The organism is Deinococcus sp. (assembly GCF_018260555.1).
Lineage (GTDB): Bacteria > Deinococcota > Deinococci > Deinococcales > Deinococcaceae > Deinococcus.
Map to the genome: position 1 here is coordinate 11868 of NZ_JAGLBB010000029.1, position 25468 is coordinate 37335.

Sequence of the window (25468 nt, forward strand, 5' to 3'; positions counted from 1 at the left end):
CGTTAACTCCGCCCCCCGGCACCGGATAGCTTCACGCCTGGTAACTGCTCAGCAGGGTAAATTGCTCAGAATCTGAATTCAGCCCTATAAATTGCTAAGAAGCTGCTTTCAAATGACTGAAATTGCCGATATGGGCGAATTGGTTCGTCCAAGGCAGATTTGCAGTAAATATTATGCTCATACAAAACGGGAACAAGCGTTTTTTGCCGTGTTTATCGTGCTGAGCAGTTACCACGCCTGAACGTCCACTCTGGTCGTACTCGCTGTGCCGCGCCCCTTTCCCAGGCCGCCCGGACTGAAGGGTTGCTGCGACCCTTTGTGGGGTCCGGGTAGGCGGTCAGCCGGAACGTGAATGAACCCCCAAGCTGCGTGCCGGGCGCGGCCCGTACGCTGTGGGCATGAGCATCAAGGAGAACTTCACGCCCGACGAGTGGTTCAAGGTCATGACCGGTCCCGGCCGCGCCGGAGCCGCCATCGTGGCGTCCAGCCCCAGCGGCCTGACCGGCCTGGTGGCCGAGGCCAAAGCCCTGAGTGACGCCATCCGCGAGGGCGTCAGCGCGGACACCCGCACGCCACTGCTCGAAGCCATCGCCGCCGATCTGCTGGCCACCCCGCCGGACCCGGCCGTGATGCCCCACCAGGACCGCCCCCGCAGCATGCAAGACGCGCTGGAGCAGAGCCTGGAGAACGTCCGGCAGGCCGCGTGGCTGGTGAGTGCCAAAACCAGCCCCGAGGACAGCGCCGCGTACCGCCAGATGCTGATGGACGTGGCTGAACGCACCGCGAACGCCGCAAAGGAAGGCGGTTTCCTGGGCTTCGGCGGTGAAGTCGTGAATGACAAGGAACGCGCCGTACTGGACGACCTGCGCCGCCTGCTGAGCCTGGACAGCGCTGCCCCCACGCCCGCCGACGCACCCAACCCGGACGGCAGCGGCAACAGCGGCTGAGGCAGAACGACCAACCCGACGTGGCCTTACCGGTCACGTCGTTTGCTATGTCCAGGGCTGAAACGGTCAGCCCTGCGACGCGGCTGCTGAGATCTGCCTTCCGTTTCGTTCACCAGACACCCCTCCGCCGGGTTGCGGCCTTCGCGCCCGGCATCAGAAGAGCAACCAAGTGAAAGCCTGCGCCCGCCTGACTTTGCTGCCGCGTGTCTGTAACTGCCGAACCCCGCACCACATGAACCCGGTATGCTGCGGCCAGTGTGGGGGCGACTGGCGCTGAACGTGGGCTGACCACGGGGGAGCCTCCGGGGAAGGAAATGATCGCGCGCCTGGGTCGAACGGCTCCCTGTCGGTGGGAACCGTTCGCGTTTCTGGTTCTGGGAGGAAAGCACATGACGCAGCAGAGCGAAGGGCAGGGCAGTCAGCAGAGCGGAGCGCAGTCCAGGAGACGGGCGCTGATCTCGGTGAGTGACAAGACGGGCGTGGTGGAGTTCGCGCAGCAACTCGAGGCGCGCGGCTGGGAGGTTCTGAGTACCGGCGGCACGTACGCCAGCCTCGTGGCGGCGGGCGTCGCGGCGCGGCAGGTGAGTGACGTGACAGGCTTCCCGGAAATGCTGGACGGCCGCGTGAAGACGCTGCACCCGGCGGTACACGGCGGGATTCTGGCGCGCAGAGAAGCAGCCCACCTGGAGCAGCTGGACGCACACGGAATCGGCACCATTGATCTGGTCTGCGTGAACCTGTACCCGTTCCGGGAGACGGTGGCGCGCGGCGCGGCGTTCGACGAGGCCATCGAGAACATCGATATCGGCGGGCCCGCCATGATCCGCTCGGCGGCGAAGAACCACGCGGGCGTGCTGATCCTCGTGGATCCTGCCGATTACGCGGTGGCGCTTCAGGAGAGCGTGAGCCCCGCCGAGCGGCAGCGGCTGGCCGCCAAGGCGTACAGGCACACCAGCGAGTACGACGCGGCCATCACCGCGTACCTGGAAGGCAGCAGCGACGAACTGCCTACCGCGCTGCCCAGCACGCTGACCCTGAACCTCAGCCGGGCCGCCGAGGTTCGGTACGGCGAGAATCCCCATCAGCCGGGCGCGATCTACCGTCTGGGCAGCGCGGTCGGCCCGGTTATCGACGCGCAGGTCGTGGCGGGCAAACCCATGAGTTTCAACAACTACGCCGACGCGGACGCCGCCTGGGCACTGTGTCAGGAGCTCGCGGCTCAGGAGACGCAGGCGCAGCACGGCGACCCGGTGGCCGTGTGTGTGGCTGTCAAGCACGCCAACCCCTGCGGCGTGGCCGTCGCGGACGACGTGAAAGCGGCCTGGGAACGCGCCCGTGACGCCGACACCCTCAGCGTGTTCGGCGGCGTGGTCGCCGTCAGCGCGCCCGTGACCCTGGAGGCGGCGCAGGCGACGCGCGGCACGTTCCTGGAAGTGCTGATCGCGCCCGAGGTGACGCCCGAGGCCGCCGCGTGGTTCGCGGAGAAGAAACCGGACCTGCGGGTGCTGGTGGCCGCCGCGCCGCAGGGAATCAGCGTGCTGGACGTGCGCCCGCTGAGCGGCGGGTTCGCTGTGCAGGAACGCGACGCCCGCCCCTGGGACGACCTGTGCCCGGAGGTCGTCACGGCCCGGCAGCCCACCGATCAGGAGTGGCATGACCTGCGTTTCGCGTGGGCGGTCGTCAAGAACGCCCGCAGTAACGCCGTGGTTCTGGCGCGCGGCGGCGTGACGGTCGGCCTGGGCACCGGGGCGGTCAGCCGCATCTGGGCGGCCGAGCGGGCCGTGGCGAACGCAGGTGAGCGCGCGCAGGGCGCCGTGCTGGCCAGCGAGGCGTTCTTCCCCTTCGACGACGTGGTGCGCCTCGCCGCGAGCGTGGGTGTGACGGCCATCCTGCAACCCGGCGGCGCCAAACGTGACCCCGAAGTGATCGCCGCGTGCAACGAACTGGGCCTGAGCATGGTGTTCACGGGCAGCCGCCACTTCCGGCACTGACCGCTCACAGGCCGGGGGCCAGGGTACGCGTTGCCCCGGCCCCTGGCCTGTGTTCCTACCTGTATGGCGTGCCTGCTCCGCGTGCCGTCAGGCGCTTTTCTTCCAGCGGCCCTTGCTGCGGTGCCCGACGCGGTTCCCGGCGTGCGCGGTGCGGGCGCGGATGGTCCCATCGTCGTAGCGGAGCATCACGGCCAGCCGGGCACGGCTGATGATGTGATGCGGTTGCTTGGGGACGAACGCCGTCACGATGTCCACGAACCCGTCGCGGGAATGCTCGGCGACCACGTGCAGCGGAAGTTTCACGCTGCACGCCTCGAAGTACCCGCAGACCAGCCAGCGGCGGTCCTCGGTGTACACAGCCCGGACCCGGCCGGTCAGCAGGACGTTCATCACGTCGTGTTCCAGGAAGCCTTCGGCGCGGGCGTGCCCGATGGCGTGGTCGCACAGGTGGTACCGGCCGTCGTACACGGCGTCGCGCAGGCGGGCGTGCGCGCGGCCCAGGCTGAAGTCGTCGGTGCTGATGCCGTCCAGGTCCGCTGCCCGCTGGGGTTTCACGGGGGCCTGCGCGGCGGGCCTGGGCGCAGGGCTGGCCTGGGCGCGGCGGGCGGCCTTCTCGGCGCGGGCCAGCTGGGCGCGCAGGGCCAGCAGGTCCGTGCCGGTCTGCACGTCACTGGCCGGAACGCGGTGGGCGGCGCGTGAGGGGACGTTGAGGCCCGGTTTGCTGGACTGTCTGGTCACGGCGAAACACCTCCAACTGCGCTGCCCCGCCTTCCCTGCCGACCAGAGGCGATACGGGCCTCCCTCAAAAAGGAAAACGCCCCTCAAACACGGCTTCGTGTCTGTGGGGAGGCAGGCGGCGTACCCTGTTCAGGGCATGCCCTGAGCATAGCACGTCCGGGGCGGGGGGCAGGGTGAAGCGCCCGGCAGACAGCTGGGGCCGCCACTGACTAGGCTAAGGGTCAGCCTACCCACAACCCCGTCGCTCAGCCCTGCTGCGTATCCCTGTCGCCCTGGTCCTGCCGCCTACACGCTGCCCCCGCCCGGTGCGGCTCACCCCGTCCGGCCCGCCAGGATGAGAGCGCACCCATGAGAGCGTAGCCGTGAGAGCGTAGCCGCCACTTCCGGAGGTTCCCATGATCCGACCCATGCTGGCCGCCGATGTCCCGGACGTTCTGGCCCTGCTCAACTGGATGGACGACGCCCCGGAACGCGAGGTGTTCTGCCCGGACGCCCGTGACCCACGTGAACTGCAACTGGAATGTGAGGACAGCACCTGCCTCGTGGACCAGCACACCCGCAGCGTCGTCACGTACCTGAAAAGCGGCGACGAGGACGTCTAGGCCGGGCAGCCATGACCGGAACGCCATGCCCGCCACAGACTCCGGCCGGGGCGGGCGGTACGCTGCGCCGCATGGCGAAGAAGGACCGACGCACCCCCCAGCAGGCCTTCGTGACCCTGCGCGACATGCCCGGCACCCGCGTGCTGTTCTGGGTGGTGGATACCTGCCCCTACTGCGGGGAACGGCACCTGCACGTCGCCGGGAACGTCCGCAGCGACCCCGGCGAGTCGCTGGGACAACACCCGGCCCCCTGCCAGCCGGACCGCACCTACGAACTGACCCTGCCACCCCAACCGAAAAAGAAAGGCGGCAAGGACGCCCGCCGCAAGGCCCGCCGCGACGCCAAGACCGGCGCCCTGGACGAGGACACCTGGTAAGCCCAGACTGAAGCGCAGCAGAATGCACGGCTTTATGGGCCTTTCAGTGTGGGGCCGATCATACGGACTACCGCTCCATACCGCGAAGGGGCATCGGTTGGTCCTCCTCGCATCCGCTCGGATTGATTCGCAGCTGCGTCAAATCAATCGGAATCCGTATCAGTGCTGCATGCCATCCATGTCGGCGGGGCTGCTGGCAGGCGTGGGGAGCGGCTGCGCGCCCCGCTCGCGCAGCAGGCGGGTCATCAGGGCCACCTCGGCCGACTGGGTCGCCTGAATCTGGCGGGCCAGGGCCTGCACTTCCGGGCGAACACCGGGGTTCAGGGCCGGGCCGACCATGCCCAGCGCGCCCTGGTGGTGGCGGATCATGAGTTGCAGGAAGTTCACGTCGGCGGCGCGGCCCCTCAGGGCACTGAGATTCTCGACCTGCGCCTGCGTGGCCATGCCCATGGCATGGGCGTGCCCGGCGTCCATGCCGGCCCCCGCCCACGGGCGCTTCCAGAGGGTCAGCCAGCCGCGCATCTGCCCGATCTGCTCCTGCTGCGAGAGCATGATGTCCAGCGCCAGCACCCGCACCTGCGGGTCACTGCTCGCCTCACGGACGCGGGTGGCCATGTCCACGGCCTGCGCGTGATGCTGGATCATCTCGCGTACGAACCGCACCTCGGTACTGCTCTCGGCCGGGCCGGCCAGGCGCGGCAGCAGGCCCCCCAGCACAGCAGCAAGAACGACCAGCACGGGCAGGGCGAGACGGCGCAACATGCCCGCGAGTATAGGCACCCCCGCGCGCGGAGGGTCAGGGGGAGGGGTCCCTCGTTTCTGGGTCTTTTATTCTGGGTCCCGGCCTTGTTCGGGTTCCGCACCTGTGGGACGTTGCCGCTACACTGCCCACCGATGACCGCACGGGACCGCAACGAGCAGATCAGGGGCGCGCTGGGGGGCGCGGCTGTGGGCGCGGCCCTGGGGGTGCTGGCCGCCTTCCTGGGAGAGGTGCGCGCGACCACGCCCCTGCTGTGGGGCCTGCTGATCCTGGGCGCACTGGCCGGAGCCTTCCGCCCACCGCGCCGCGCCCTGCATGCCGCCGCCGCTGGGGTGGCGCTGGTGCTGGCCGCGTGCCTGCTGACGCCCGTCCTGCGCGGCCCGCTGGCGGCCCTGACCCTGTCGCAGCCGCCCGTGAAGGCGGACGCGATTGTGGTCCTCGGCGGCGGCCTGCAATGCCAGTCCCGGACACTGGAATCCGCCAGTCTGGCCCGCCTGACGCGCGGCCTGGAACTGTGGGGACAGGAGTACGCGCCCACCCTGACCGTCTCCGAGCAGTCGGGGCTGATCGGGCCGCGCGACTGCCCGAAAATCAGCACACTGGAACGTCAGATCATCACGCGGCAACTCGGCGCGGACGGCCCGGAAGTCCTGACCCTGAAAAACGTCACCACCACCCGCGACGAGGCGGCCCGCGTGCACGCCCTGGCCCGCACGCGCGGCTGGACGACCGTCCTGCTGGTAACCAGCCCCAGCCACAGCCGCCGCGCCGCCGCCCTGTTCCGCACGTCCGGCGTGAACGTGGTCAGCGTGCCCGCGCCCGAAACCCGCTTTGACACCACCCTGCCCCTCCCTCTGGACCGCCTGTGGGCCGTGCGGATTCTGGCCTACGAGAACCTGTCGCGCGTGAAGGCCGCGCTGGGCGGCACGCCGGAACGCTGAGGAGCGTGCGGATTCGCCTCGCGGCACACATGATGCTGCGGGCCTGCCCTACACTGCCGTCTTGATGAGCGAGCGAATGATCACGGTGATTGGTGCGGGACTGGCGGGGTCCGAGGCGGCCCTGGCAGCGGCGCGGCTGGGCGTGCGGGTGCGGCTCTACGAGATGCGGCCCGTGAAGATGACCCCGGCGCACCGCAGTGGGAATTTCGCGGAACTGGTGTGCAGTAACTCGCTGGGCGGCGAGGGCGAGTTGCAGAGTAAGGGCCTGCTTCAGGCCGAGTTGCGCAGTGTGGGGGGCGCGATCGTGGGCGCGGCGGACGCGTCGAAGCTCCCGGCGGGGAATGCGCTGGCGGTCGAGCGCGACGAGTTCAGTGAGCGGGTGACGCGCGCGGTGCGGGAGCATCCGCTGATCGAGGTGCGCGGCGAAGAGGTCACGGCCGTGCCGGACGGCGTCGCGGTGATCGCGTCCGGGCCGCTGACATCGGACGCGCTGGCGGCAGACATGGCCAGGGTGACGGGCAGCGAGCGCCTGAGCTTCTATGACGCGGCGGCGCCCGTGATCGCGTTCGACAGCATTGACATGGACGTGGCGTGGCGGGCGGGGCGCTACGAGCAGAGCGCGGATTACATCAACTGCCCGTTTACCAAGGACGAGTACCTGGCGTTCTTCGGGGCGCTGGAGCAGGCCCGGGCACACACGCCGCACGACTGGGAGAAACTGGAGTTCTTCGAGGGCTGCATGCCCATCGAGGAGATTGCCCGGCGCGGGATCGACACGCCGCGCTTCGGGCCGATGTCTCCCAAGGGACTGGATGATCCGAAGACGGGACGCTGGCCGTACGCGGTCGCGCAGCTGCGTCAGGAGGACCGCGAGGGCCGCATGTGGTCGCTGGTGGGCTTCCAGACGGGCCTGAAGTGGGGGGATCAGAAGGCGGTCGTGAACCTCATTCCGGGCCTGGGGAACGCCGAGATCGTCCGCTACGGCGTGATGCACCGCAACACGTACCTGAACGCGCCGCAGGTCCTGGAGTCCACGTTGCAGCTCAAGGCCGATCCGACCAAGCTGGTGGCGGGCGTCCTGGCAGGCACGGAAGGGTACCTGGAGTCCGCCGCGACCGGGTGGCTGGCCGGCACGAACGCCGCGCGACTGGCGCTGGGCCTGCCGCCGCTGACGCCGCCCGCCGAGAGCATGCTGGGCGGCCTGACCCGCTACCTGGCGAGCGCGAACCCCAGGGGGTTCCAGCCCATGAACGTGAACTGGGCGCTGGTGCCGGAACTGCCCCCGCAGATGAACGAAAAGACCGGCAAACCCCGCAAGCTGGGCAAGCGCGAGAAACGCCCCGTGATGTTCCGCCGGGGCCTGAACGCCTTCATGGAGTGGGCGCAGACCGAGGCGGGCCTGACAGTCACGCCGCCCCCCGCACGCGAACTGGAAGAAGCGGCCCAGCCATCAGGAGCAGAGGCCGCCGGAGCGTAAGGCGAACTCCCCCTGCTCCACTGGCAATCCGGCACCCGTTCCTCTTGCATGCCTTCTTCTATGTGGATCAGAACGGGGTGGATCAGAGCGGGTCAGGGCGGGTCGCGGATGGGCATGCGGAAGAACCTTCGGGCAGCGCGGACCCCTTCGGGTGTTCCTGAGCTGCCTGCTAGGACACACCGGCGCGGCCCTGTTTTATGGTGGGTGTTCTATGGTGGGTGGCGTGAAGCTTGACGGGGTGCTGGTGTACGGGTTGGGGCGAAGTGGGCGCGGCGCCGCGCGGTTCCTGGCGCGGGAGGGCGTGCGCGGCGAGTGGCTGGACGCGCGCCCGGCCCCGGAGGATCACGCCCTGATGGACGAACTGGGCTGGCAGCGGGGCGACGTGACCCGGCCCTACCGGACGGTGGTGGCCGCGCCGGGCGTGCCCATCGATCACCCGGACCTGACGGCCCTGCGGGCGGCGGGGGCCGAGGTGATCGGCGAGGTGGCCCTCGCGGCGCGGCTGCGGCCCGCGCTGCCGCTGGTGGGCGTGACCGGCACGGCCGGGAAGGGCAGCACGACGGTCCTGATCGCGCACCTGCTACGCGCCTGCGGCCTGAACGCCCGCGAGGGCGGGAACATCGACCCGCCGCTGCTGGACGTGGTGGATACGGCGGGGGTGGCGGTCGTGGAACTCAGTTCCTTTCAGCTGGAGCGGGTGCCGGGCGTGCGGCTGCCGGTGGCGGTCATCACGAACCTGGGGGTGGATCACATCGACCGGCACGGCACGGTCGGGGCGTACCACGCGGCCAAGTTGAACATCACGGCGGCGCAGCAGGCCGGGGACGTGCTGATCGTCCCGCCGGACCTGACCGTGCGCACGCGCGCCCGCCTTCTGCCCTTCACGCCCGCGAGACTGGCCCTGGCTGACGGGACGACCGTGCTGCACGCCGAGGCGCTGCCGGACGGCATTCACCCGGCGAACGCGGCGGCGGCGATCCTGGCGGCCGAGGCGCTGCTCCGGCACCTGGGCCGCCCGGTCGATCCGGGCGTGCTGGCCGGCGCGCTGGGCACGGCCGCGCCCGTGAAGGGCCGCTTCGAGACGGTTGCCCGCGTGGGCGGCGTGCGGTTCATTGAGGACTCCATCGCCACGCGCACCCTGGCCGTGCAGGCGGCGCTGGAGCGGGCCACGCCGCCCATCGCGTGGCTGGTGGGCGGCCGCGACAAGGGCGCGGACCTCGCGCCGCTGCGGGCGGCCGCCGCCGGGCGGGTCGCGCAGGTCATCGCGTTCGGAGAGGACGGCGAGGCCCTGGCCCGCGAGCTGGGCCTCCCCTACCGCACCGTGGCGGGAGCCACCGGTGACGAGAGCATGAACCGCGCCGTGCAGGCTGGACTGGACGCCCTAGGCGGCCGGGGGACGGTCCTGCTCGCCCCGATCGGGACGAGCTTCGATCAGTTCCGGGATTACCGGGCGCGGGGCGAGAGCTTCAGCCGCGCCGCGCAGGCCCTGACCAATGCCAGTGAGAGTGACCGTGCCAGTGCCAGTGAGAGTGCCGGGGGCCGCGCGTGAGCGTTCAACTGATCATCGCGCAGCTCCTCCTGATGAGCCTGGGCCTGCTGGGCATCGCGACGACCGAACCGGACAAGATCCTCGATCACGGCGGCAAGGTCCTTATCGCCATCGCGGTGACACTCACGCTGGCCCGGCTGCGTCCCAGGGCGTTCCTGCGGCTGGGGCCTCCTGTGTGGGGATTCACGCTGCTGCTGCTGGTCCTTGTGCCGTTTATCGGGGTCGGCACGGCCGAAAGTGAAGGCACGCGCCGCTGGCTGGAGTTCGGCCCGGTCCGCTTTCAGCCGTCCGAGATGGGTAAGCTGGGGCTGGTCCTGATGCTCTCGTCGTTCTTCGCGCGGCGCGGCGTGCACAAAAAACTTATCAGCGCCACCGGCATGATCGTGCTGACCACCTTCCTGGTTCTGATCGAACCGGATCTGGGGACCAGCGTCCTGACGTTCGGGCTGGGCATCATTCTGATGTATGCCGCCGGGGTGCGCATCAGCAATATCAGCGGGCTGGTGCTAGCCATTACCATGATGACCCTGCCGCTGATCGGCACGTACCTGGAACGCAACCCGTACATCCTACCGCGCCTGGCCTCGCACCGGAATTCCGATCAGATCCGCAAGATCGGCCTCGACCAGATCGGCATGGCCCACCGCGACCTGAACTTCGGCGGCCTGTGGGGTCAGGGTCCCGACGGACTGCGCTTCAACTACTTCGGCGAGCACACCGACATGATCGTCGCGTCTGTCGGCTTCACGTCCGGGCTGCTGGGCGTGGCTATGCTGCTGTTCGCGTACTGGCTGATCGTCGCCACCGCCCTGGAGGTCGCTCAACTGGCCAGCCGCGTGCGCCCCATGAGCCCCGAGATTCATGGGGCCAGCACTCTGGCCATCGGGGCAATGTTCATGATCGTCGGGCAGGCCTTCGTGAACCTCTGCGTCGCCGCTGGCATCTTCCCCGTCACCGGCGTGCCGCTGCCGCTCGTCAGTTACGGCTTTTCCAGCATGCTGACCATGAGCCTGGCCCTGGCCATCATTCACTCGGCCATGCGCGAGGTGCGCCGCCAGCTGCCCGAAGAAAGCCGGGAGGCCCTGGCCCCCAGCGCCGAGTGACCGGAAGACCGGAAAACAGCGCTGTGGAGCGGACGAAACTCCTGGCCACGCACGACGGTGCGACCGACCGGCTGGATTAGCCAGACAGGAAACGGCGTGGCACGTCATTCCACCGGAATCCGTATTCATCCGAGGGGGCGGGCCGCGCACCTGACGGGCTGCTCACCCGCAGCCGAGGCGGCGGCGTTACACTCGCCCGCGTGAAGATCAGGGGCGTTCAGGGCAGGGACCGGCAGGCAGGCACGGAAGTTCAGGCAGTCAGGCGGCGGCCGGGCTGGCTGGGCAGAGCGGCGCTGCTCTCGGCGTTGCTGGCGTCGGGTGTGGTGGCCGCGCGGCCCGTGGCCATCGGCGGACTGCGGCAGAGCGCGGGTCTGGATTCGCGTCAGTTCGTGAGCGGCGAGGCGCTGGCCGTGTGGACGCTGCCGCGCCTGGGGGTCGCGGTGCGCAACGATCCGCAGGACCTGCGGCTAAGGCTGGGCGCGCGGGAATTGCAGTTCTCGCCGGGCAGCGGATGGCGCGCCACCGGGTTCACGCTGGGCGCGCGGCTACCCGCGCCGGAACTGGCCGGCGGGAGTCTGTTCGTGCCGCTCTCGGCCCTCCTGGCGCTGGGCGTGCCAGTGCTGGCCGACACGCCAGACCTGCTGGACTTCGCGGCGCCGGCCCGCGTGCCCAGCGTGACCCTGCCTCCCAGTCTGGCCCCATCCAGCGCCGCGCCGGTCGCGGCTGCCGGGACGGCCGCCGCGACCCCAACCGGTGCCGCCCAGGCCGCTACGGTTCCGGGAGTTGCAGGGCAATCTGCGCTGCCCACGCCGACTTTCGTGCCGACCGCCAACCTGAATACCGTCCGGGTGAGCCGCAGCATGCACCGCAGCGTGGAGGTGCAGCGCGTGGTCCTGGAATTCAACGTGCCGGACCCGCGCGTGATCGCGTACAGCGTGACGCGTGAAGCGAATGGCCTGCGCGTCACGCTGCCCGGCGTGAGCGGCTCGCCCGTGCAGCAGACCCTGGAGTCAGGGGACGCCCTGAAACTGGAACTCACGGGCACCGGCAGCGCCCTGTTCCTGGGAACGGGCGGCGGCCGCAGCGAAATCTTCACGCTGGAGAGCCCGGCGCGCGTGGTGATCGACACGACCACGTACACCGATACCAGCGTGCCGCCGCCCGTCAACCCGGACACGTTGCCCGCCGGGGTCACGTACCAGCAGCAGGGCAAACTGCACCTGCTGAGCTTCGACCCGGCGCTGTACCAGACGCGGGTGGTGAGCGCCCCGGCCGGGCGGGCCAGCGGCGTGGCGGACCTGGTGCGCAGCGCGGGCGGCGTGGCGGGCGTGAACGGCGGCTACTTTGACCCGGCCACCCACCTGCCGGTGGACCTGGTCGCCACGAACGGCCTGATGACGGCCGGCAGCCTGGAAAAACGCGCCACGCTGGGCATCACCGCCCAGGGGGACACGCTGTTCGGCTACCCCCGCCCCCGCTACGTCCTGAGCGGCGCGGACGCACTGGGCACGCCGTACAGCGTCACCGTGAACAGCGTGCGCGCCCGCCCTGCCCCGGACCTGCTGACCGCGTTCGTCGGGGATGGCCGGAGCGGCGTCGGCGCGGACAACCTGACCACCCTGTACGTCACGCCCGGTGCGGGCCGGGTGCTGCGGGCCTTCACGGGGCCTGTCGTGCCGCCCGCCGGAACGCTGGCCGTGACCTTCGACCCCACCCGCTTCCCGCACCTTCCGCGCGCGGCCGGGGCGCCCCTGAACGTGGCCCTCGACTGGCGCGCCACCGACGCCCCTTGGGCCGGCGCGGTCGACGCCCTGAGCGCCGGGCCGCTGCTGGTGCAGGGCGGGAAGGTCGTGCTGGACCCGGCCCGCGAGGGGTTCAACACGAACGCCAGCATCTGGCGGCCCACCCGGCAGGTGGCGTTCGGTATGCTGGGAGGCCGGCCCACCATCGCGTTCCTGGAGTACGGCAGTCCCGAGACCTTCGCCGCCGCGCTGGCCGGGGCGGGCGTGCGGGACGCCGTGCGACTCGACAGTGGCAGCAGCGCCACCGCCTACGTCACGGGCGGGTACGCCGACCTGGGCGGGTATCTGAATACCGTCTGGAGCCGCGCCGTGCCCAACGCGCTCGTGCTGGTGCCGCGCCCCGGCACGGCCGCCTCGAAGCATTAAGTACACTGCGTTTATCTTGTAGATAAACCGCGCGGAGCGCGGAGCAGAAGAAGGTACGTTGGAGCGGAAATGGAGAGGTTCCGGTGCTTTCCCGGCAGGGCGCCATGTGAGCTTCACCGTACCTAGACGGACTCCGGGTTGAATGGGCTGCGAAGTTCGTTCAATCCGAGCGAAGCGAGTGGGAGCCGAAGCGGGTTTCTGGACGTGGAGCTGGCAATCCGGTCAAGTTCCGGATTGTCAGCGAATCAAGCCGAGCGGATGCGGGCAGGAACAACGCAAGGGTTTTGCGGTATGCAGCGAAGTCCGCAGGGCGCGCCGGGCCCGGTTATCTCGTCGCCGTTCATGCCCGGACGTTGATCAGGTCCAGCAGGCGTAAGTAGGCCTGCGCGGTCACCTGCACGTCCCCGAACGAGCGGTGGCGGCCTCCGGGCGCAAAGTTCAGGCCCAGGCGGTCGGCCAGGACGGTCAGGTTGTGCGCGCGCTCTTTCGGGAAGGCGCGGCGCGAGAGTTGCACGGTGCAGTGCTCGCTGGCCGGCGCCCAGGTCAGGCCGTACCGCTGGGCGTTGGCACGCATGAAACCGCCGTCGAAGCCGATGTTGTGCGCCACGACCGGCCAGCCGTTCACGTACTCGATGAATTCCGGCAGGACCTCCGCGATGGTCGGGGCGGCGCGGACCATGGCGTTGCTGATGCCGTGCACCTGCTCGGCCCGCCAGGGGATCATCAGGGTCTGGCCGTCCGGGGTGGTGGGGCGCACCAGCGTCTCGTATTTCAGGTGCTCGTGGACCTGACCGTCCACGATGCGCACCGCGCCGATTTCCACGATGCCGTCGCGTTCCGGTGAGAGGCCCGTGGTTTCAAGGTCGAACACGACAACATTCACGCCCCGCAGCGTAGCGCGTGTGGGGCGCGTGTGGGGCGGCGGGTCAGCGGACGAGCAGGGGTTCGTAGGCGGTCTTCACAGCGCCGTTGGCGAACGTCAGGCGGGCGATGGTGTTCAGGCTGGTCACGGTGCGGCCCGGCACCTTCTTCACGGCCAGACTGACGGACGCCGTGATGACCCGCCCGCTCTGGCTGAGGCGGGGGTCGAGGGTGCCGGGCGTGCGGCCGACCACCCAGGTTTCCACGTCCGGCAGAAGTTTCTTGACGTACTGGCCGCCTTGCACGTACTCGATCTCGTACTGGAAGTCTGCGCGGACCACGGCGCTCTGCGCGCCCTTGGTCTCGATACGCAGGGTGCATCGGGCGGCCTCGCCCATCTGCAGGTAGGCCTTCGATCCGCTCTGGGAGGCGCAGGTGGTGAACTTCCAGGTGTTCAGTTTGGTGGGGCCGACCGTGAGCGTGGCGGGCGCAGGCGCGGTGCGCGCGAGAAACGCCGGGCTGGCCGTGACGTTAAAATCGGTGGAGCTGTCCCATTGCTCGCAGGTGACACCCTGGGTGCGTTCGTCCGGGCTGTCCACGAGCGTGCGGGTGAAGCTGGCGCCGTAGCAGGATTCCACGGCGCCGCTGTACGGTACGTAGCCCAGCGCGAGTTTCTGCATCTGCTGGAAGGCGGCGCGGTCGGCTGCGGCGTTCAGGCCATCGTTCCGGACCCACAGTCGAACGTCCATGACGCGGCTGCCAGGTTCGGCAGATTCACGTGTGATGGCCAGACCCTGGTAGCGACTGAACGGGTACTGCCATTCCCGGCCGCGCACAAACGGTTCCCCGCAGTTGTAAGTCTGGCAGAACGCGGACTGCCCAATCTGCGCCTGCGTGACGCTGGTGCCCAGAATGCCAGCGGCGTGCGCCGTCACGGGAAGGGTCAGCAGGGCGGTCAGGGTCAGGGATCGGGCTGAACGCTGAGTCATGCCCCAAGCGTACCCGGAATCCGGCCCGGTTGGCGGCGCATCTGCCCTGGAACGCAGCGCGGCGACGTGCTAAGTACACTGCATTTATCTTGTCGATAAACCGCGCGGAGCGCGGAGCAGAAGAACGTACGTTGGAGCGGGAATGGAGAGGTTCCGGTGCTTTCCCGGCATGGCGCCATGTGAGCTTCAAGGTACTGAGCTACAAGGTACTTAATACGGACTCCGATTGATTGGGTACTGTTCTGAATCAATCGGAATCAGCATAAGTGGGCTCAGAGTGGAACCGGGCTGGTCAGGGCCGCCAGGGCATCTTCTTTACCCTTGGCCTCGACCTCGATCCAGGGAACGTCGTGGTAGGCGCTGGGCAGGTGGGTGATCAGGTGGCTGTGGCGCCGGTCCTGGGGGCCATCGATGCCGTTGCTGAGGTGCACGACCTGCCAGTCCGGGGGGGTCCAGGTGCGGCGGGCGCTCAGCACCCACTCGCGGACGCTGGGGTGTTCCTGGTCGGGCAGGCGGTCGTGGATAACGTGGTGGTGCGCGTCGAACACCAGCGGGGTGCCGGTGGCCTCGCAGACGGGCAGCAGGTCGCGGGGGCTGTAGGCGCGTTCGTCGTTTTCCAGGCCCAGGCGCAGGCGGACCGCGTCTGGCAGGTCGGGGATCAGGTCGCGCAGTTCGGCGGCGCGGCCGCCCTTGCCGCCGTGGAGCAGCAGCAGGTTCCAGGGGGTGCGGCTCAGGCCCAGGCGGTCCATGACGTGCGCGTGGGCGCTGATGGCGCGCCGGCTGTTCTCGCGGACTTCGGGGCGGTCGCTGTTCAGGACAATGAACTGCTCGGGGTGCATCAACACGCGGATACCGGCGTCCGTAAAGGCCTGTCCGGCGCGGGTCAACTGCGGGGCGAGGTGGCTCAGGACAGCCGCGCCCGTGTCGTCTCCTTCGAGGTCCAGCATGGGAAACAGACTGGAACTCAGGCGGTACAGGCGGATGCCGCGCGCCTGACAGAAGCTGGCAGCGCCGCGCAGCCGGGCGACGTTGTCGGCGTACAGGTCCAGCAGCGTGCCCTCGCGCGCGGTGGGACTCAGGGCGCGGTACCGGGTGAGGGTGATGGTCCGGAAGCGTACCTCGGGGCCGCTGCTCAGGCAAACAAGGCCGTAGGCAGGGCCGCCCGCATTCGAGGTGGCAGTCACGGGCGGTCCCGTCTGGCGGCGGCGCGGCAGCGGTCCGAGCAGTACAGGACGTGGTCCCAGTCGCGCTCCCATTTCTTGCGCCACGTGAAGGGCAGGCCGCAGTGGGCGCAGGGTTTGCTGGGGCGCTGGCTGGGAAGGCGGCCTCCGCCGGGGCGCTTGGCAGTGGTGGGGCTCATGCTTCCGAGTGTGCCTGCTCGGGTGGGGGCAGAGTGTGCGGCGCGTGAGGAATGGCCTTCATGATGCGTGAGGAAGACGACTCCCTATTCTTGAAAGCCTTTTGAGCAACTTCACCGGGTTGCCAGCGCCATGTCCGGAACCCGTTTTGCCCCCACTCGCTTCGCTCGGATTGGGCGGATTTGCAAACTGTTCAATCGGAGTCCGTATGATCCGCACTCTCCCCCACCCTGGACACACGCCAGGGTGGGGGTTGTTCCGCCGCTCCCGCATCGGCCCTGGGTGGGTTCCAGCGGTGGCCCGGCTCAGCCGGGGACGACTTCGCGGCCCAGTGCGGCGTGCGCTTCGAGCAGCAGCGCCTCAGTCTCGTCCCAGCCAACGCAGGCGTCCGTGACGCTCAGCCCGGGAATCAGGTCGCGGCGGTCGGCGGGAATGCCCTGCTTGCCGGCGCGGAGGTTACTCTCGATCATCAGGCCGCGCACGGCGCGCTGGCCGGCGGCGCGCTGGTGCAGCACGTCGCGCCACACGAGGCTCTGGCGGGTGTGGTCGCTGCCGCTGTTGGCGTGAGAGCAGTCCACCATGACGGCCGGGGTCAGCCCGGCGGCGCGCATCAGGTCGCCCGCCTCCTTCACGAACTGCGGGGCGTAGTTGGGGCCGCCCCGTCCGCCGCGCAGGATCACGTGCCCGTCTGGGTTGCCACGCGTGTGAACGATGCAGCCCTGCCCGTCGTCGTCAACGGTAAAGAAGGCGTGCGGGGCGCTGGCGGCCACGATGGCGTCCACGGCGAGTTTAATGCCGCCGCCCGTGCCGTTCTTGAAGCCCATGGGGGCAGACACGGCGCTGCTCATGACGCGGTGCGTCTGCGATTCGGTGGTGCGGGCGCCGAGGCAGGCCCAGGCAACCGCGTCGAACAGGTACTGCGGCGCGAAGGGGTCGAGCAGTTCCGTGGCGACCGGCAACCCACGTTCACTGACGGCGATCATGAGCTGGCGGGTCAGTTCGAGGCCCCGGTTGATGTTGTTGGTGCCGTCCATGTCGGGGTCGAGCAGGTAGCCGCGCCAGCCGACGGTGGTGCGGGGTTTATCCACGTAGACGCGCATGTGGACTTCCAGCCGGTCCCTGACGCGCTCACGCAGCGCCGCGAGACGGTGGGCGTACTCGACGGCCTGATCGTGGTCGTGGACGCTGCACGGCCCGACCACGACCAGCAGGCGGTCGTCCCGGCCATGCAGGATGTCCTGCGCGGCCTGCCGTCCGGCCAGCACGGTCGCCTCGGCCTGCGGGGTCAGGGGCCAGCGGGCTTTCAGGGCGCGGGGCGTGATCAGGGGCGTGAACCCGCTCACGTTGAGGTTCTCGGTGCGGCCAGCTTCGATGATGGGGTCCGGGTGGGTCATGGGGGGGTCCTTGGGGGCAAGTGGGGAAGGTAGGAATGAAACGGCCCGGTGGCCTCTGGGGACTCACCGGGCGGCGGGGGCGCAGCGCACCTAGGCCCGGCGTGAACCGAACCAGGACAAGAAGGCGCCGCAACGGGTCATGGGGCGGCGGGTCATGAGGAAAGTGTAGGCCGCGGCCCGGGCGGGGAGCGGCGCGGCGGTCTAGGGCAGTGGCATCCGGACGCTGGACTGGTGGGCGGCAACCCTTCAACCGGAGTCGGCATCAGGACCCCGTGCCCAGTCCCGCGCGGCGCGGCGAGAGTGCGGCGGGGGCAGGTCAGTGTCCAGTGCCGGGTTCAGGGCTGGATTCAGTGCCAGATTCAGGGCTGGATTCAGGGCCGGCGATGTTGCGCAGGTTGCCCAGTCGGTCGGCCAGTTCAGTAAGTTGCAGGGCGCGCAGGGCCTTGGCGGCGCGGGTCAGGCCGGCGTCGTCCACGCGGCCCTGGTTCCAGCCGGCGATCAGCATGGCGCAGCCCTGGAGGGCCTCGGTCACGGTTTCCCGGTGGAACATGGCGGCCAGCGGGCCGGTCTGGGCGGGCTGTGTCTGCTGCACCTGCGCCTGCGTGTCCAGGATGACCTGCATGAACACGGGGTCCAGGCGGGCCCGGTCGTCGGCGCTGATAGGGGTTCCGGCGGGGCTGCTCATGCGTGGCAGTGTAGTCCCCAGGTGGGGGTCACCGTGGCGCTGGGCGTGACTTTGACCGTGCTGGCCCGCTGCGCTGCGCGCCGTTCCCGGACTTTCCGTGACAGCCGCGTGCCTTTAACATGCTTTCCTGTCTGTGCCGGTGCCCGCGCCGGGCGAGCGAAACCCGTATCTTGTTGCATCTCACGGAACGCGGGGGGAGGGCGGATGGCATGAAGTACGATCCAGGCACCAGGTTTTTCGATGAGATGTTCAGGGGGGACGGGCAGGTCCGTCCCCACTACCAGGGTGTAGAGGCCTACATCCAGCGGCTCGGCACGGCCGAGTTCGAACGGCGCCGGCACCAGCTGGACGCGGCGTTCCGGAATCAGGGCATCACGTTCACGGTGTACGGCGACGCGATGGGCACCGAGCGGACCTTCCCGTTCGACCCGGTGCCGCGCATCATTCCGGCGGGCGAGTGGTCGCATATCGAGGCGGGCCTCAAGCAGCGCGTGAAGGCCCTCAACGCGTTCCTGACCGATATCTACAGTGGCGCGCAGATCCTGATGGACGGCGTGATTCCGTCGGAACTGGTGTTCACGTCCGCGCACTTCCGGCGCGAGGTCCATGGGGTCACGCCGCCCGGCGGGGTGTTCATTCACGTGGTGGGCACGGACCTGATCCGCAACGAGCAGGGCGAGTACCTGGTGCTCGAAGACAACCTGCGCTCACCGAGCGGCGTGTCCTACCTGCTCGCCAACCGGCAGGCCATGACCCGTATCTACCCCGGCATGTTCGAGGGTCAGCGCGTGCGCCCCGTGCAGCAGTACGCGACCGCGCTGCTGGCGAACCTTCAGGCCGTGAGTCCCAAACCGAACGGAACGGTGGTCGTGCTCACGCCGGGCATGTACAACAGCGCGTATTTCGAGCACGCGTTCCTGGCGCAGCAGATGGGCGTGGAACTCGTGGAGGGCCGCGACCTGTTCGTGGACGCCGGGCGCGTGTGGATGCGCACCACCGGCGGCCGCCGACAGGTGGACGTGATCTACCGCCGCATTGACGATGACTTCCTGGACCCGCTGGCGTTCCGGCGCGACAGTTCGCTGGGCGTGGCGGGCCTGATGGAAGTGTACCGGCAGGGGCGCGTGGCCATCGCCAACGCGGTCGGGACCGGTGTGGCCGACGACAAGGCCGTGTACGCCTACGTACCCGACATGATCCGCTACTACCTGAACGAGGAACCGCTGCTGAACAACGTGCCCACCTACCTGGGCTGGAATCCCGATCACCTGGAGTTCATGCTGGCGAACGCCGCTGACCTGGTGTTCAAGGGCGTGGGCGAGGCCGGCGGGTACGGCATGCTGATCGGCCCGGCGGCCACCCAGGAGGACATCAACGCCTACCTGAAGAAGGTGAGGCTGGAACCCCGCGAGTTCATCGCGCAGCCAGTGGTGGGCCTGTCGCGGCACCCGACGCTGTACGCGGATTCCGGGACCTTCGAGGGGTCGCACATTGACCTTCGTCCCTACGTGCTGTTCGGGCAGGACGTGACCATCGTGCCGGGCGGCCTGACCCGCGTGGCCCTGACGCGCGGCAGTCTGGTCGTGAACAGTTCGCAGGGTGGGGGCAGCAAGGACACCTGGGTGCTTGAGGATGACGACACGGCCCACGCCCAGGAAGCGCTGCGGGCCGCCCGGCCGCCGCAGAGCCAGAGCCAGAGTCAAAGCCAGAGCCAGAGTCAATCCCAGGGGAGCGGTTGGCAGAGCCAGTCGCAGGTGCAGGGCATGCTGTCGTCGTCCGGGGACGGCCCGGCGCGGTCCTACCAGCAGGAATTGGAAAAGGAGCAGCTGTCACACGATCAGCTGGGAGAGGCGCCGGAAACAGGCACCTGGGGGGCTGAACAGCCCGGGGAGAACCGCTGATGCTGCTGCTGTCACGACTGGCCGAGAACCTGTACTGGATCGGCCGGTACATGGAACGCGCCGAGAACACGGCCCGCCTGCTGAACGTCAACTACTACGCCTCGCTGGAATCCGCCGGGCGGGTCGATGAACACTGGCGGCCCCTGCTGGCACTCACGGGCGGCGAGGGTCCCCTGCTGGAACGCTACGGGCAGCTGGACACCCGCAGCGCCACCGCGTGGCTGGCGTTCGATCTGGAGAACCCTTCGAGTATCGCCAGCAGTCTGGCGCGCGCCCGGCACAATGCGCGGGGCCTGCGGGACCGGATTCCCAGTGAAATGTGGGAAACCGTGAACCGCTCGTACCTGAACCTGTGCTTCGAGACGGGCGACGTGATGGACCGAGACGGTCTGTACGAGTACTGCGTGGCGGCCCGCGAGGCGGCGCAGTTCTTCTTCGGGATCGCCTTTGCCACCCTGCCGCGCGACGAGGGCTGGTCGTTCCTGCGCAGCGGGCAACTGCTGGAACGCGCCGATAACACCGTGCGGGTGTTGCAGGCGCGGCTGGACAGCCCGCAGGACCCGGCGGCCATGGGTGGCCCGGCCGACCCGACCGCCCGCGCCCTTCAGGAGCAGCAGTGGGTCAGTGTGCTCAAGGGCGCGAGCGCGTTCGAGGCGTACCGCAAGGCGGCGCACAGCGGCATCGACCCGCGCGGCGTGGCGGGATTCCTGCTGTTCGACGAGTATTTTCCGCGCAGCCTGCGCTACAGCGCCGAGAATCTGTACGACGCGCTCGCGCAGATCGACCATCACCACCCCGGCGCGCACCCGGACATTCTGCGCCTGTCCCGCTGGCTGGTCGCGCGCCTTCAGTACGCCCGGATCGACGATATTCTGGAGCAGCGTTCTCCTTCGCTTCCGGAACTGCTGATCGAGATCAACCGCGTGGGCGCCGCGATCGACACGGCGTACTTCCAGCAGGAATGATGAACTGCCTGAGCGCAGGAACACCGGCTCACCAGGACCGGGGAGAGAACTGATGCGCTGCGAGATCCGTCATACCACCGAGTACCGCTACCCCAAACCCGCCTGGGATTCGTTCAATCAGGTGCGGCTGCACCCCAGTCAGGAGGCCCGGCAGACTGTGCGGTCCTTTCACCTGCACGTCACGCCGGACGCCGAGGTCACCTCGCACAAGGATTACTTCGGGGCGATCGTGCATCACGTGCACGTGCATGAACACCACCAGCACCTGCTGATCGAGGCGCAGGCCCTGGTCGACACGCACGCCGTGCCCGACCCGGTCGCCACGCCCTTCGCGGCGCTGTGGCCCGAGCGTGGACAGTACACCGAGTTCCTGGTGTCCAGTCCGCGGGTTCCCGCAGGCAGCTGGCCGGAACTGTTCGGCGTGACGCGGCCCACCGGGACGGACGACCTGCCGTCTTTCCTGGTGAACCTGAACTCGTCCCTGTCTCGGCAGTTCACGTACGACACGAAAGCCACGACCGTCAACACGCTCCTGGTGGAGTTCGCCACTCACCAGCGGGGCGTCTGCCAGGACTTCACGCACGCCATGCTGGGAATCGCGCGGCAACTGGGCATTCCGGCCCGTTACGTCAGCGGGTACCTGTACAGCGGCGGTGAGATGGTCGGGGCCGAAGCCACGCACGCCTGGGTCGAGTGCTTCATACCGGGGTACGGGTGGCTGGGCCTGGACCCCACCAACAACTGCCTGGCACGCGAGAAGCACATCAAGATCGGCCACGGCCGCGAGTACAGTGACGTGTCACCCGTGCGCGGCACGTACTACGGCGGCGGGCAGGGCCACATGGACGTGGCCGTTCACGTGTACGGACGGGAACAGTAGACCCAGCAGCAGAGACAGGACCGCAACATCAGGAGGGGCACAGGCGTGAACGTAGCGCCTTGTGCCCCTCCTGCCAGCGGCAATGACGGAGGCCGTTACTGACCGGTGGCAGCGCGGCCTACCGCGAAGATGCTGCCCACAATGCCTGTCACGATCAGGCCCAGGGCGGCCTGCGCGATCCAGGCGAGGACCAGGGTGACGGCGGCCTCGGTCTGGTCGCGCAGGTTCATGCTGCTCTGCACGGCCAGGAATCCGAAATAGACCAGAGCGAGACTCAGGGCGAGCCTGACCAGCCAGCCGAGAACCGGGATGATGCCGATCAGGGTCATGCCGATACTGATGGGCACGTAGAACAGCGCGAAGGTGTACGCCACTTCCGGGTACGTACCGGTTCCCTTGAACAGCGTGCGGCCGATCAGGTAGACCGCGCCTGTGAACATCAGGAACCCCACGGGGACGCCGATCAGGCGGCTGAACAGCTGCCCGAAGAAGGTCACGTCGCTGTGCAGGAAGGAGAACACGGCGGCAATGACGGCCGACACGACGGCGGCCACTATCACGTACGTCAGGGCGCTGCGCAGGCCGCCGCCGCGCTCGTAGCGTTCGAAGGTGGCAGGGCTGGGCTGCGTGAGGACGGCGGCGCTCTGGGCGAACATGTTCTGCACGCTGACTTCTGGTCCGGTGACGGGGTTTCGCATGCCCCAGAGTACGGGCGTCAGGTCAGGGAAGTTGCGTCCCCCTGACCGACCGTTCACTTCAACAGCCTGCATGGAGACCAGGCCTTCATGGAGACCAGGCCTTCATGGAAACTGGGCCAGGCACGCGTCGGGCATGGCGGCACGGGCATGGCGGCACGGGCGCGGCGGCGCGGCGTCATACTGGAGGGCGCCACCCAGGCCTCTCACCCGGATTCCGTGTTTTATTCCGGATTGTCAGCGAAACAAACGGCAGTCCGTATCAGCTACCCGGGAGTGCCCGGCTGAGCGGCCCGGACCGGCTGGCCATCCTGCGCGCCGACGAGGGCGCCCGCCTGGGCGTGGTGGGTCGCAGCGCCCGCCGAACCTGCCCCGGCACCATTGAACGGCGCGCGGCATGAGAGAATAGAAACGATGACGGATTTTTCCTCCACCGGAGACCAGCAGACCCACTCGGGCTTCATTGCCATTATCGGCAAACCCAACGTGGGCAAAAGCACCCTGCTGAACAGCTTCCTGGGCACCAAGGTCGCCCCCACCAGCCCCCGCCCGCAGACCACCCGACGCGGCGTGCGCGGCATCCACACCAACGGGAACCGCCAGATCGTGTTCGTGGACACGCCCGGCCTGCACAAGGCCAAAGACGCCCTGGGCAAGTACATGAACCACGAGGTACACAGCGCCCTGGCCGACGTGGACGCCGTCGTGTGGGTCGTGGACCTGCGCCACCCGCCCACCGATGAGGATCAGCTGGTCGCCCGGCAGATCCGCGAACTGCCCAAACCCCTGTTCATGGTCGGCAACAAGACCGACGCCGCCAAGTACCCGGACGAGGCCATGAAACTGTACCGCGCGCTGCTGGAGGGCCGCGAGCACGATACCAGCGAGACCATGCTGAGCGCGCAGAACAACCCGGCCGCCGTGGCGACCCTGCGTGAGCAACTGCTGGAGGTGCTGCCGGAAAACCCGTTCTTCTTCCCGCAGGGCGCCGCCAGCGACCAGACGCGCGAGCAGTGGGCGGCCGAGATCATCCGCGAGGAAGCCATGAAGAAACTGCGCGACGAACTGCCGTACGCCGTCGCGACCCGCGTGAACTCCTGGACCGAGCGCCAGGACGGCCTGCAACGCATCGAGGGTGAGATCGTCGTAGAGAAGAACGCCCACAAGGGCATGGTCATCGGCGCGGGCGGCAAGCAACTGCGCGAGATCGGTCAGGCCGCCCGCAAGCAACTGGAAGTGTTCCTGAGCCGCAAGGTGTACCTGGGCCTGGAAGTCATCGTGATCAACAACTGGCGCGAGGACGAGGAAGCCCTGCGCGAACTCGGGTACGAGTAAGCAGCCAGGGTTGACGGCGGCACCAGCCGGGGTGGAACGCAGGTCAGCGCGTTCCGCCCCGCCGCTGGCTGGGGGGTCAGCGCTCCCGTTCCCGCAGCGCGTCCTCGTGGAACGGTTTGGTGTGGTGCATGCGGATCAGGCGGGCGTCGTACAGGGCGCCGAATTCGGCTTTCGGCACGAAGCGCACCTCGGTCACCTCGTCCGGCAGGGCGGGGCGGAAGGTGGAATCCGGCTGGGCCTCGGCCAGCCACGCGCACCGCAGGGCGTGCCCGCCGTCCGGGTAGTGCCCCAGCTAATGGGAGTATGGAGTTCAGTGCCGAACTGCACCTACAAGCCGTTCCGTTCGCGCAGGGCGGTGATCTGCGCCGTGTGATGGCGTCCGTGCCAGGCGTACATGGCGAGCAGGGTATCCACGGTGTACGTGCGGCCCTGCGCAGGGTGCGTCCAGGGTCTGGCCCAGTCGGGTCCGGCGGGGTCCAGCGAGGCGAATAGCCTGCCCAGGCGCGAGTGCAGCGCGTCCAGCAGCTTCACGCTGACATCAGGCGCGAGTTCGTGGTCGGGCAGGGCCGCCCAGCGGTCCTCCTCGTAGGGTTTGATGGTGGGGTTGTCCTCGGTCAGCGCGAGTTTCAGGCGGATGAAGGCGTTCATGTGGCTCTCGGCGACGTGGTGCACGACCTGCCGCACCGTCCAGCCGCCCTCGCGGTACGGGGTGCCTAGTTGCCCGTCGTTCAGGCCCTGCACGGCGCCGAACAGGTCGGCGGGCAGGGCGAGCAGGTGCCCGAGGGCCTCCACGCGCTCCGCGGGCGTGAGGGTCTGCGGTGTGGGCATCGGCCCGAGCGGGTAGCGCAGGTCGCGGGTCATGGACTGACCTCGTGATCGCTGGCGTCCTTTCGGGTCCAGCGGGTCGCGTCGCGCTTCTCGACCTTCGCCATCATGCGCTCAAAGCCGCGTTCCAGGTTCAGGCCGCTTTCGTTTGCCATGCAGATGGTCACGAACAGCAGGTCCGCGAGTTCCATCTCCAGGTCACCGGCGTCCTCGCCGGGTTTGGGCGTCTTACCGTTGGCGTGCGCGATGACGCGGGCGATCTCGCCGGTCTCCTCGGTCAGTCGGGCCAGCATCAGCAGCGGCGGAAAGTAGCCCTCCCGGAACTGGCTGATGTAGGCGTCCACGCGGGCGCTGGCGTCCTCGAAGGTCAGGCTCATGCGGGTCAGCATACTGACAATGGCGGGGGGGCCGTGCGCCAGCTGGCCGATGCGCGGGCTACCCGGCCGGGCGCAGCATGCGGGCATGACCGCGCCGCGCCCGCTGCACCACCCGCTCCACAGTGCCGGGCCGCCCGTGTGGGACGTGACCCGCGCCGACGGCCTGGGAGTGCTCCCGGCCTGTCCGGACGCGCTGGAGGCGTTCGGGCCGGACCTGCGCTCGGCGCTGGCGGGCGTGCTGGTCGCGGCGGGCGGCGCGGATCTGGTGTTCGTGGGCCGCTCGCCCGAGCCGCTGCGGGCGTACCTGGGCGGGCTGCTGTGGGGCGTGGGCGTGCCGTGGCGGGTATCGGGCCTGAACGTGTCGCTGCTGCACGCCACCCTGGACGCCGGGCAGGTGCGGGCGCTGCGGCCCCTGCTGGCCGGGGCGGGCCTGCACCCGCGCGAACTGGTGCGTTCGGGGCGCCGGGCGGCGCTGGTGGACGTGGTCGCGTCGGGCGGGACGTTTGCCGAGTTGCACCGGGCGCTGCGCGAGTGGGCAGAGCAGGAGGGT

General features: G+C 68.9%; 26 protein-coding genes and 1 riboswitch. Of the genes, 15 read left to right on the forward strand and 11 right to left on the reverse strand.

Annotated elements, in window-relative coordinates; translation table 11 throughout:
* Positions 1–112: 112 nt before the first annotated feature.
* The 3 genes from QZ271_RS07350 (at position 113) to purH (ending at position 2938) form a co-directional block, all read left to right on the forward strand.
* Positions 113–241, forward strand: a complete 129-nt coding sequence (locus tag QZ271_RS07350) for a hypothetical protein (protein WP_291430075.1) — start codon at positions 113–115, stop codon at positions 239–241.
* Positions 242–398: 157 nt separating this feature from the next.
* Positions 399–947, forward strand: a complete 549-nt coding sequence (locus tag QZ271_RS07355; RefSeq protein ID WP_291430076.1) for a hypothetical protein — start codon at positions 399–401, stop codon at positions 945–947.
* A 253-nt stretch (positions 948–1200) separates the two neighbouring features.
* Positions 1201–1286: riboswitch (ZMP/ZTP riboswitch) on the forward strand.
* Between the two features lie 50 nt (positions 1287–1336).
* Positions 1337–2938, forward strand: coding sequence for a bifunctional phosphoribosylaminoimidazolecarboxamide formyltransferase/IMP cyclohydrolase (gene purH, locus QZ271_RS07360; RefSeq protein ID WP_291430077.1), 1602 nt, complete (start codon positions 1337–1339; stop codon positions 2936–2938).
* A gap of 87 nt (positions 2939–3025) precedes the next feature.
* Here purH and QZ271_RS07365 read toward each other — a convergent pair whose 3' ends face one another.
* Complete coding sequence (locus QZ271_RS07365; RefSeq protein ID WP_291430098.1) at positions 3026–3604, reverse strand: DUF4258 domain-containing protein; 579 nt, start codon at positions 3602–3604, stop codon at positions 3026–3028.
* 467 nt (positions 3605–4071) lie between these two features.
* On the opposite strand from QZ271_RS07365, the gene QZ271_RS07370 reads away from it, so the two are divergent.
* On the forward strand, positions 4072–4278 hold the full coding sequence (locus tag QZ271_RS07370; RefSeq protein ID WP_291430078.1) for a hypothetical protein: 207 nt from the start codon (positions 4072–4074) through the stop codon (positions 4276–4278).
* A gap of 71 nt (positions 4279–4349) precedes the next feature.
* Entirely contained in the window at positions 4350–4655 is a 306-nt protein-coding gene (locus tag QZ271_RS07375) for a hypothetical protein (RefSeq protein WP_291430079.1), read from the forward strand.
* 159 nt (positions 4656–4814) lie between these two features.
* Here the strand turns inward: QZ271_RS07375 and QZ271_RS07380 are convergent, their stop codons facing one another.
* On the reverse strand, positions 4815–5417 hold the full coding sequence (locus QZ271_RS07380) for a DUF305 domain-containing protein (RefSeq protein ID WP_291430080.1): 603 nt from the start codon (positions 5415–5417) through the stop codon (positions 4815–4817).
* A gap of 132 nt (positions 5418–5549) precedes the next feature.
* Between QZ271_RS07380 and QZ271_RS07385 the strand changes: the two genes are divergently transcribed.
* From QZ271_RS07385 to QZ271_RS07405, 5 genes are all read left to right on the forward strand, one after another.
* The gene (locus QZ271_RS07385) at positions 5550–6356 is read left to right on the forward strand and encodes a YdcF family protein (RefSeq protein ID WP_291430081.1); all 807 of its coding nucleotides are present in this window, start codon (positions 5550–5552) and stop codon (positions 6354–6356) included.
* Positions 6357–6420: 64 nt separating this feature from the next.
* Positions 6421–7833: a methylenetetrahydrofolate--tRNA-(uracil(54)-C(5))-methyltransferase (FADH(2)-oxidizing) TrmFO gene (gene trmFO, locus QZ271_RS07390; RefSeq protein ID WP_291430082.1), complete on the forward strand. Its 1413-nt coding sequence runs from the start codon at positions 6421–6423 to the stop codon at positions 7831–7833.
* A 223-nt stretch (positions 7834–8056) separates the two neighbouring features.
* Positions 8057–9382, forward strand: coding sequence for a UDP-N-acetylmuramoyl-L-alanine--D-glutamate ligase (gene murD, locus QZ271_RS07395; protein WP_291430083.1), 1326 nt, complete (start codon positions 8057–8059; stop codon positions 9380–9382).
* Positions 9379–10485 (forward strand): FtsW/RodA/SpoVE family cell cycle protein, encoded by a 1107-nt coding sequence (locus QZ271_RS07400; RefSeq protein ID WP_291430084.1) that lies wholly within the window; start codon positions 9379–9381, stop codon positions 10483–10485. The genes murD and QZ271_RS07400 overlap by 4 nt, the downstream gene beginning before the upstream one ends.
* A 200-nt stretch (positions 10486–10685) precedes the next feature.
* Positions 10686–12653 carry a phosphodiester glycosidase family protein gene (locus QZ271_RS07405; protein WP_291430085.1) on the forward strand — a complete coding sequence of 656 codons (1968 nt, stop codon included), beginning with the start codon at positions 10686–10688 and terminating at the stop codon, positions 12651–12653.
* 340 nt (positions 12654–12993) lie between these two features.
* On the opposite strand, the gene QZ271_RS07410 is transcribed toward QZ271_RS07405, so the two are convergent.
* From QZ271_RS07410 to QZ271_RS07430, 6 genes are all read right to left on the reverse strand, one after another.
* Positions 12994–13536, reverse strand: a complete 543-nt coding sequence (locus QZ271_RS07410; protein WP_291430086.1) for a PolC-type DNA polymerase III — start codon at positions 13534–13536, stop codon at positions 12994–12996.
* A 43-nt stretch (positions 13537–13579) separates the two neighbouring features.
* On the reverse strand, positions 13580–14503 hold the full coding sequence (locus QZ271_RS07415; protein WP_291430087.1) for a hypothetical protein: 924 nt from the start codon (positions 14501–14503) through the stop codon (positions 13580–13582).
* Between the two features lie 272 nt (positions 14504–14775).
* Complete coding sequence (uvsE, locus tag QZ271_RS07420; RefSeq protein WP_367114336.1) at positions 14776–15687, reverse strand: UV DNA damage repair endonuclease UvsE; 912 nt, start codon at positions 15685–15687, stop codon at positions 14776–14778.
* Positions 15684–15863, reverse strand: coding sequence for a DUF2256 domain-containing protein (locus QZ271_RS14535; protein WP_367114337.1), 180 nt, complete (start codon positions 15861–15863; stop codon positions 15684–15686). Before QZ271_RS14535 ends, uvsE begins: the two co-directional genes overlap by 4 nt.
* Positions 15864–16166: 303 nt before the next feature.
* The gene (locus QZ271_RS07425) at positions 16167–17255 is read right to left on the reverse strand and encodes a 3-deoxy-7-phosphoheptulonate synthase (RefSeq protein ID WP_291430088.1); all 1089 of its coding nucleotides are present in this window, start codon (positions 17253–17255) and stop codon (positions 16167–16169) included.
* 316 nt (positions 17256–17571) lie between these two features.
* Positions 17572–17940, reverse strand: coding sequence for a hypothetical protein (locus QZ271_RS07430; RefSeq protein WP_291430089.1), 369 nt, complete (start codon positions 17938–17940; stop codon positions 17572–17574).
* Between the two features lie 209 nt (positions 17941–18149).
* Between QZ271_RS07430 and QZ271_RS07435 the strand changes: the two genes are divergently transcribed.
* Genes QZ271_RS07435 through QZ271_RS07445 form a run of 3 tightly spaced genes read left to right on the forward strand, consistent with a single transcriptional unit; the run spans position 18150 to position 21686 of the window.
* Positions 18150–19841, forward strand: a complete 1692-nt coding sequence (locus QZ271_RS07435) for a circularly permuted type 2 ATP-grasp protein (RefSeq protein WP_291430090.1) — start codon at positions 18150–18152, stop codon at positions 19839–19841.
* Positions 19841–20806 (forward strand): alpha-E domain-containing protein, encoded by a 966-nt coding sequence (locus QZ271_RS07440; protein ID WP_291430091.1) that lies wholly within the window; start codon positions 19841–19843, stop codon positions 20804–20806. Before QZ271_RS07435 ends, QZ271_RS07440 begins: the two co-directional genes overlap by 1 nt.
* 52 nt (positions 20807–20858) lie before the next feature.
* Entirely contained in the window at positions 20859–21686 is an 828-nt protein-coding gene (locus QZ271_RS07445) for a transglutaminase family protein (protein ID WP_291430092.1), read from the forward strand.
* A gap of 95 nt (positions 21687–21781) precedes the next feature.
* Here the strand turns inward: QZ271_RS07445 and QZ271_RS07450 are convergent, their stop codons facing one another.
* On the reverse strand, positions 21782–22384 hold the full coding sequence (locus QZ271_RS07450) for a YIP1 family protein (protein ID WP_291430093.1): 603 nt from the start codon (positions 22382–22384) through the stop codon (positions 21782–21784).
* A gap of 411 nt (positions 22385–22795) precedes the next feature.
* Between QZ271_RS07450 and era the strand changes: the two genes are divergently transcribed.
* Positions 22796–23716, forward strand: a complete 921-nt coding sequence (gene era / locus QZ271_RS07455) for a GTPase Era (protein ID WP_291430094.1) — start codon at positions 22796–22798, stop codon at positions 23714–23716.
* 327 nt (positions 23717–24043) lie between these two features.
* Here the strand turns inward: era and QZ271_RS07460 are convergent, their stop codons facing one another.
* Together QZ271_RS07460 and QZ271_RS07465 are read right to left on the reverse strand one after the other, a co-directional pair.
* Positions 24044–24577 (reverse strand): YfiT family bacillithiol transferase, encoded by a 534-nt coding sequence (locus QZ271_RS07460; protein ID WP_291430095.1) that lies wholly within the window; start codon positions 24575–24577, stop codon positions 24044–24046.
* Positions 24574–24918 carry a nucleotide pyrophosphohydrolase gene (locus QZ271_RS07465; RefSeq protein WP_291430096.1) on the reverse strand — a complete coding sequence of 115 codons (345 nt, stop codon included), beginning with the start codon at positions 24916–24918 and terminating at the stop codon, positions 24574–24576. Before QZ271_RS07465 ends, QZ271_RS07460 begins: the two co-directional genes overlap by 4 nt.
* Before the next feature lie 85 nt (positions 24919–25003).
* On the opposite strand from QZ271_RS07465, the gene QZ271_RS07470 reads away from it, so the two are divergent.
* Positions 25004–25468, forward strand: a 465-nt coding sequence (locus QZ271_RS07470) for a hypothetical protein (protein ID WP_291430097.1), incomplete at its 3' end; no start/stop codon positions are given.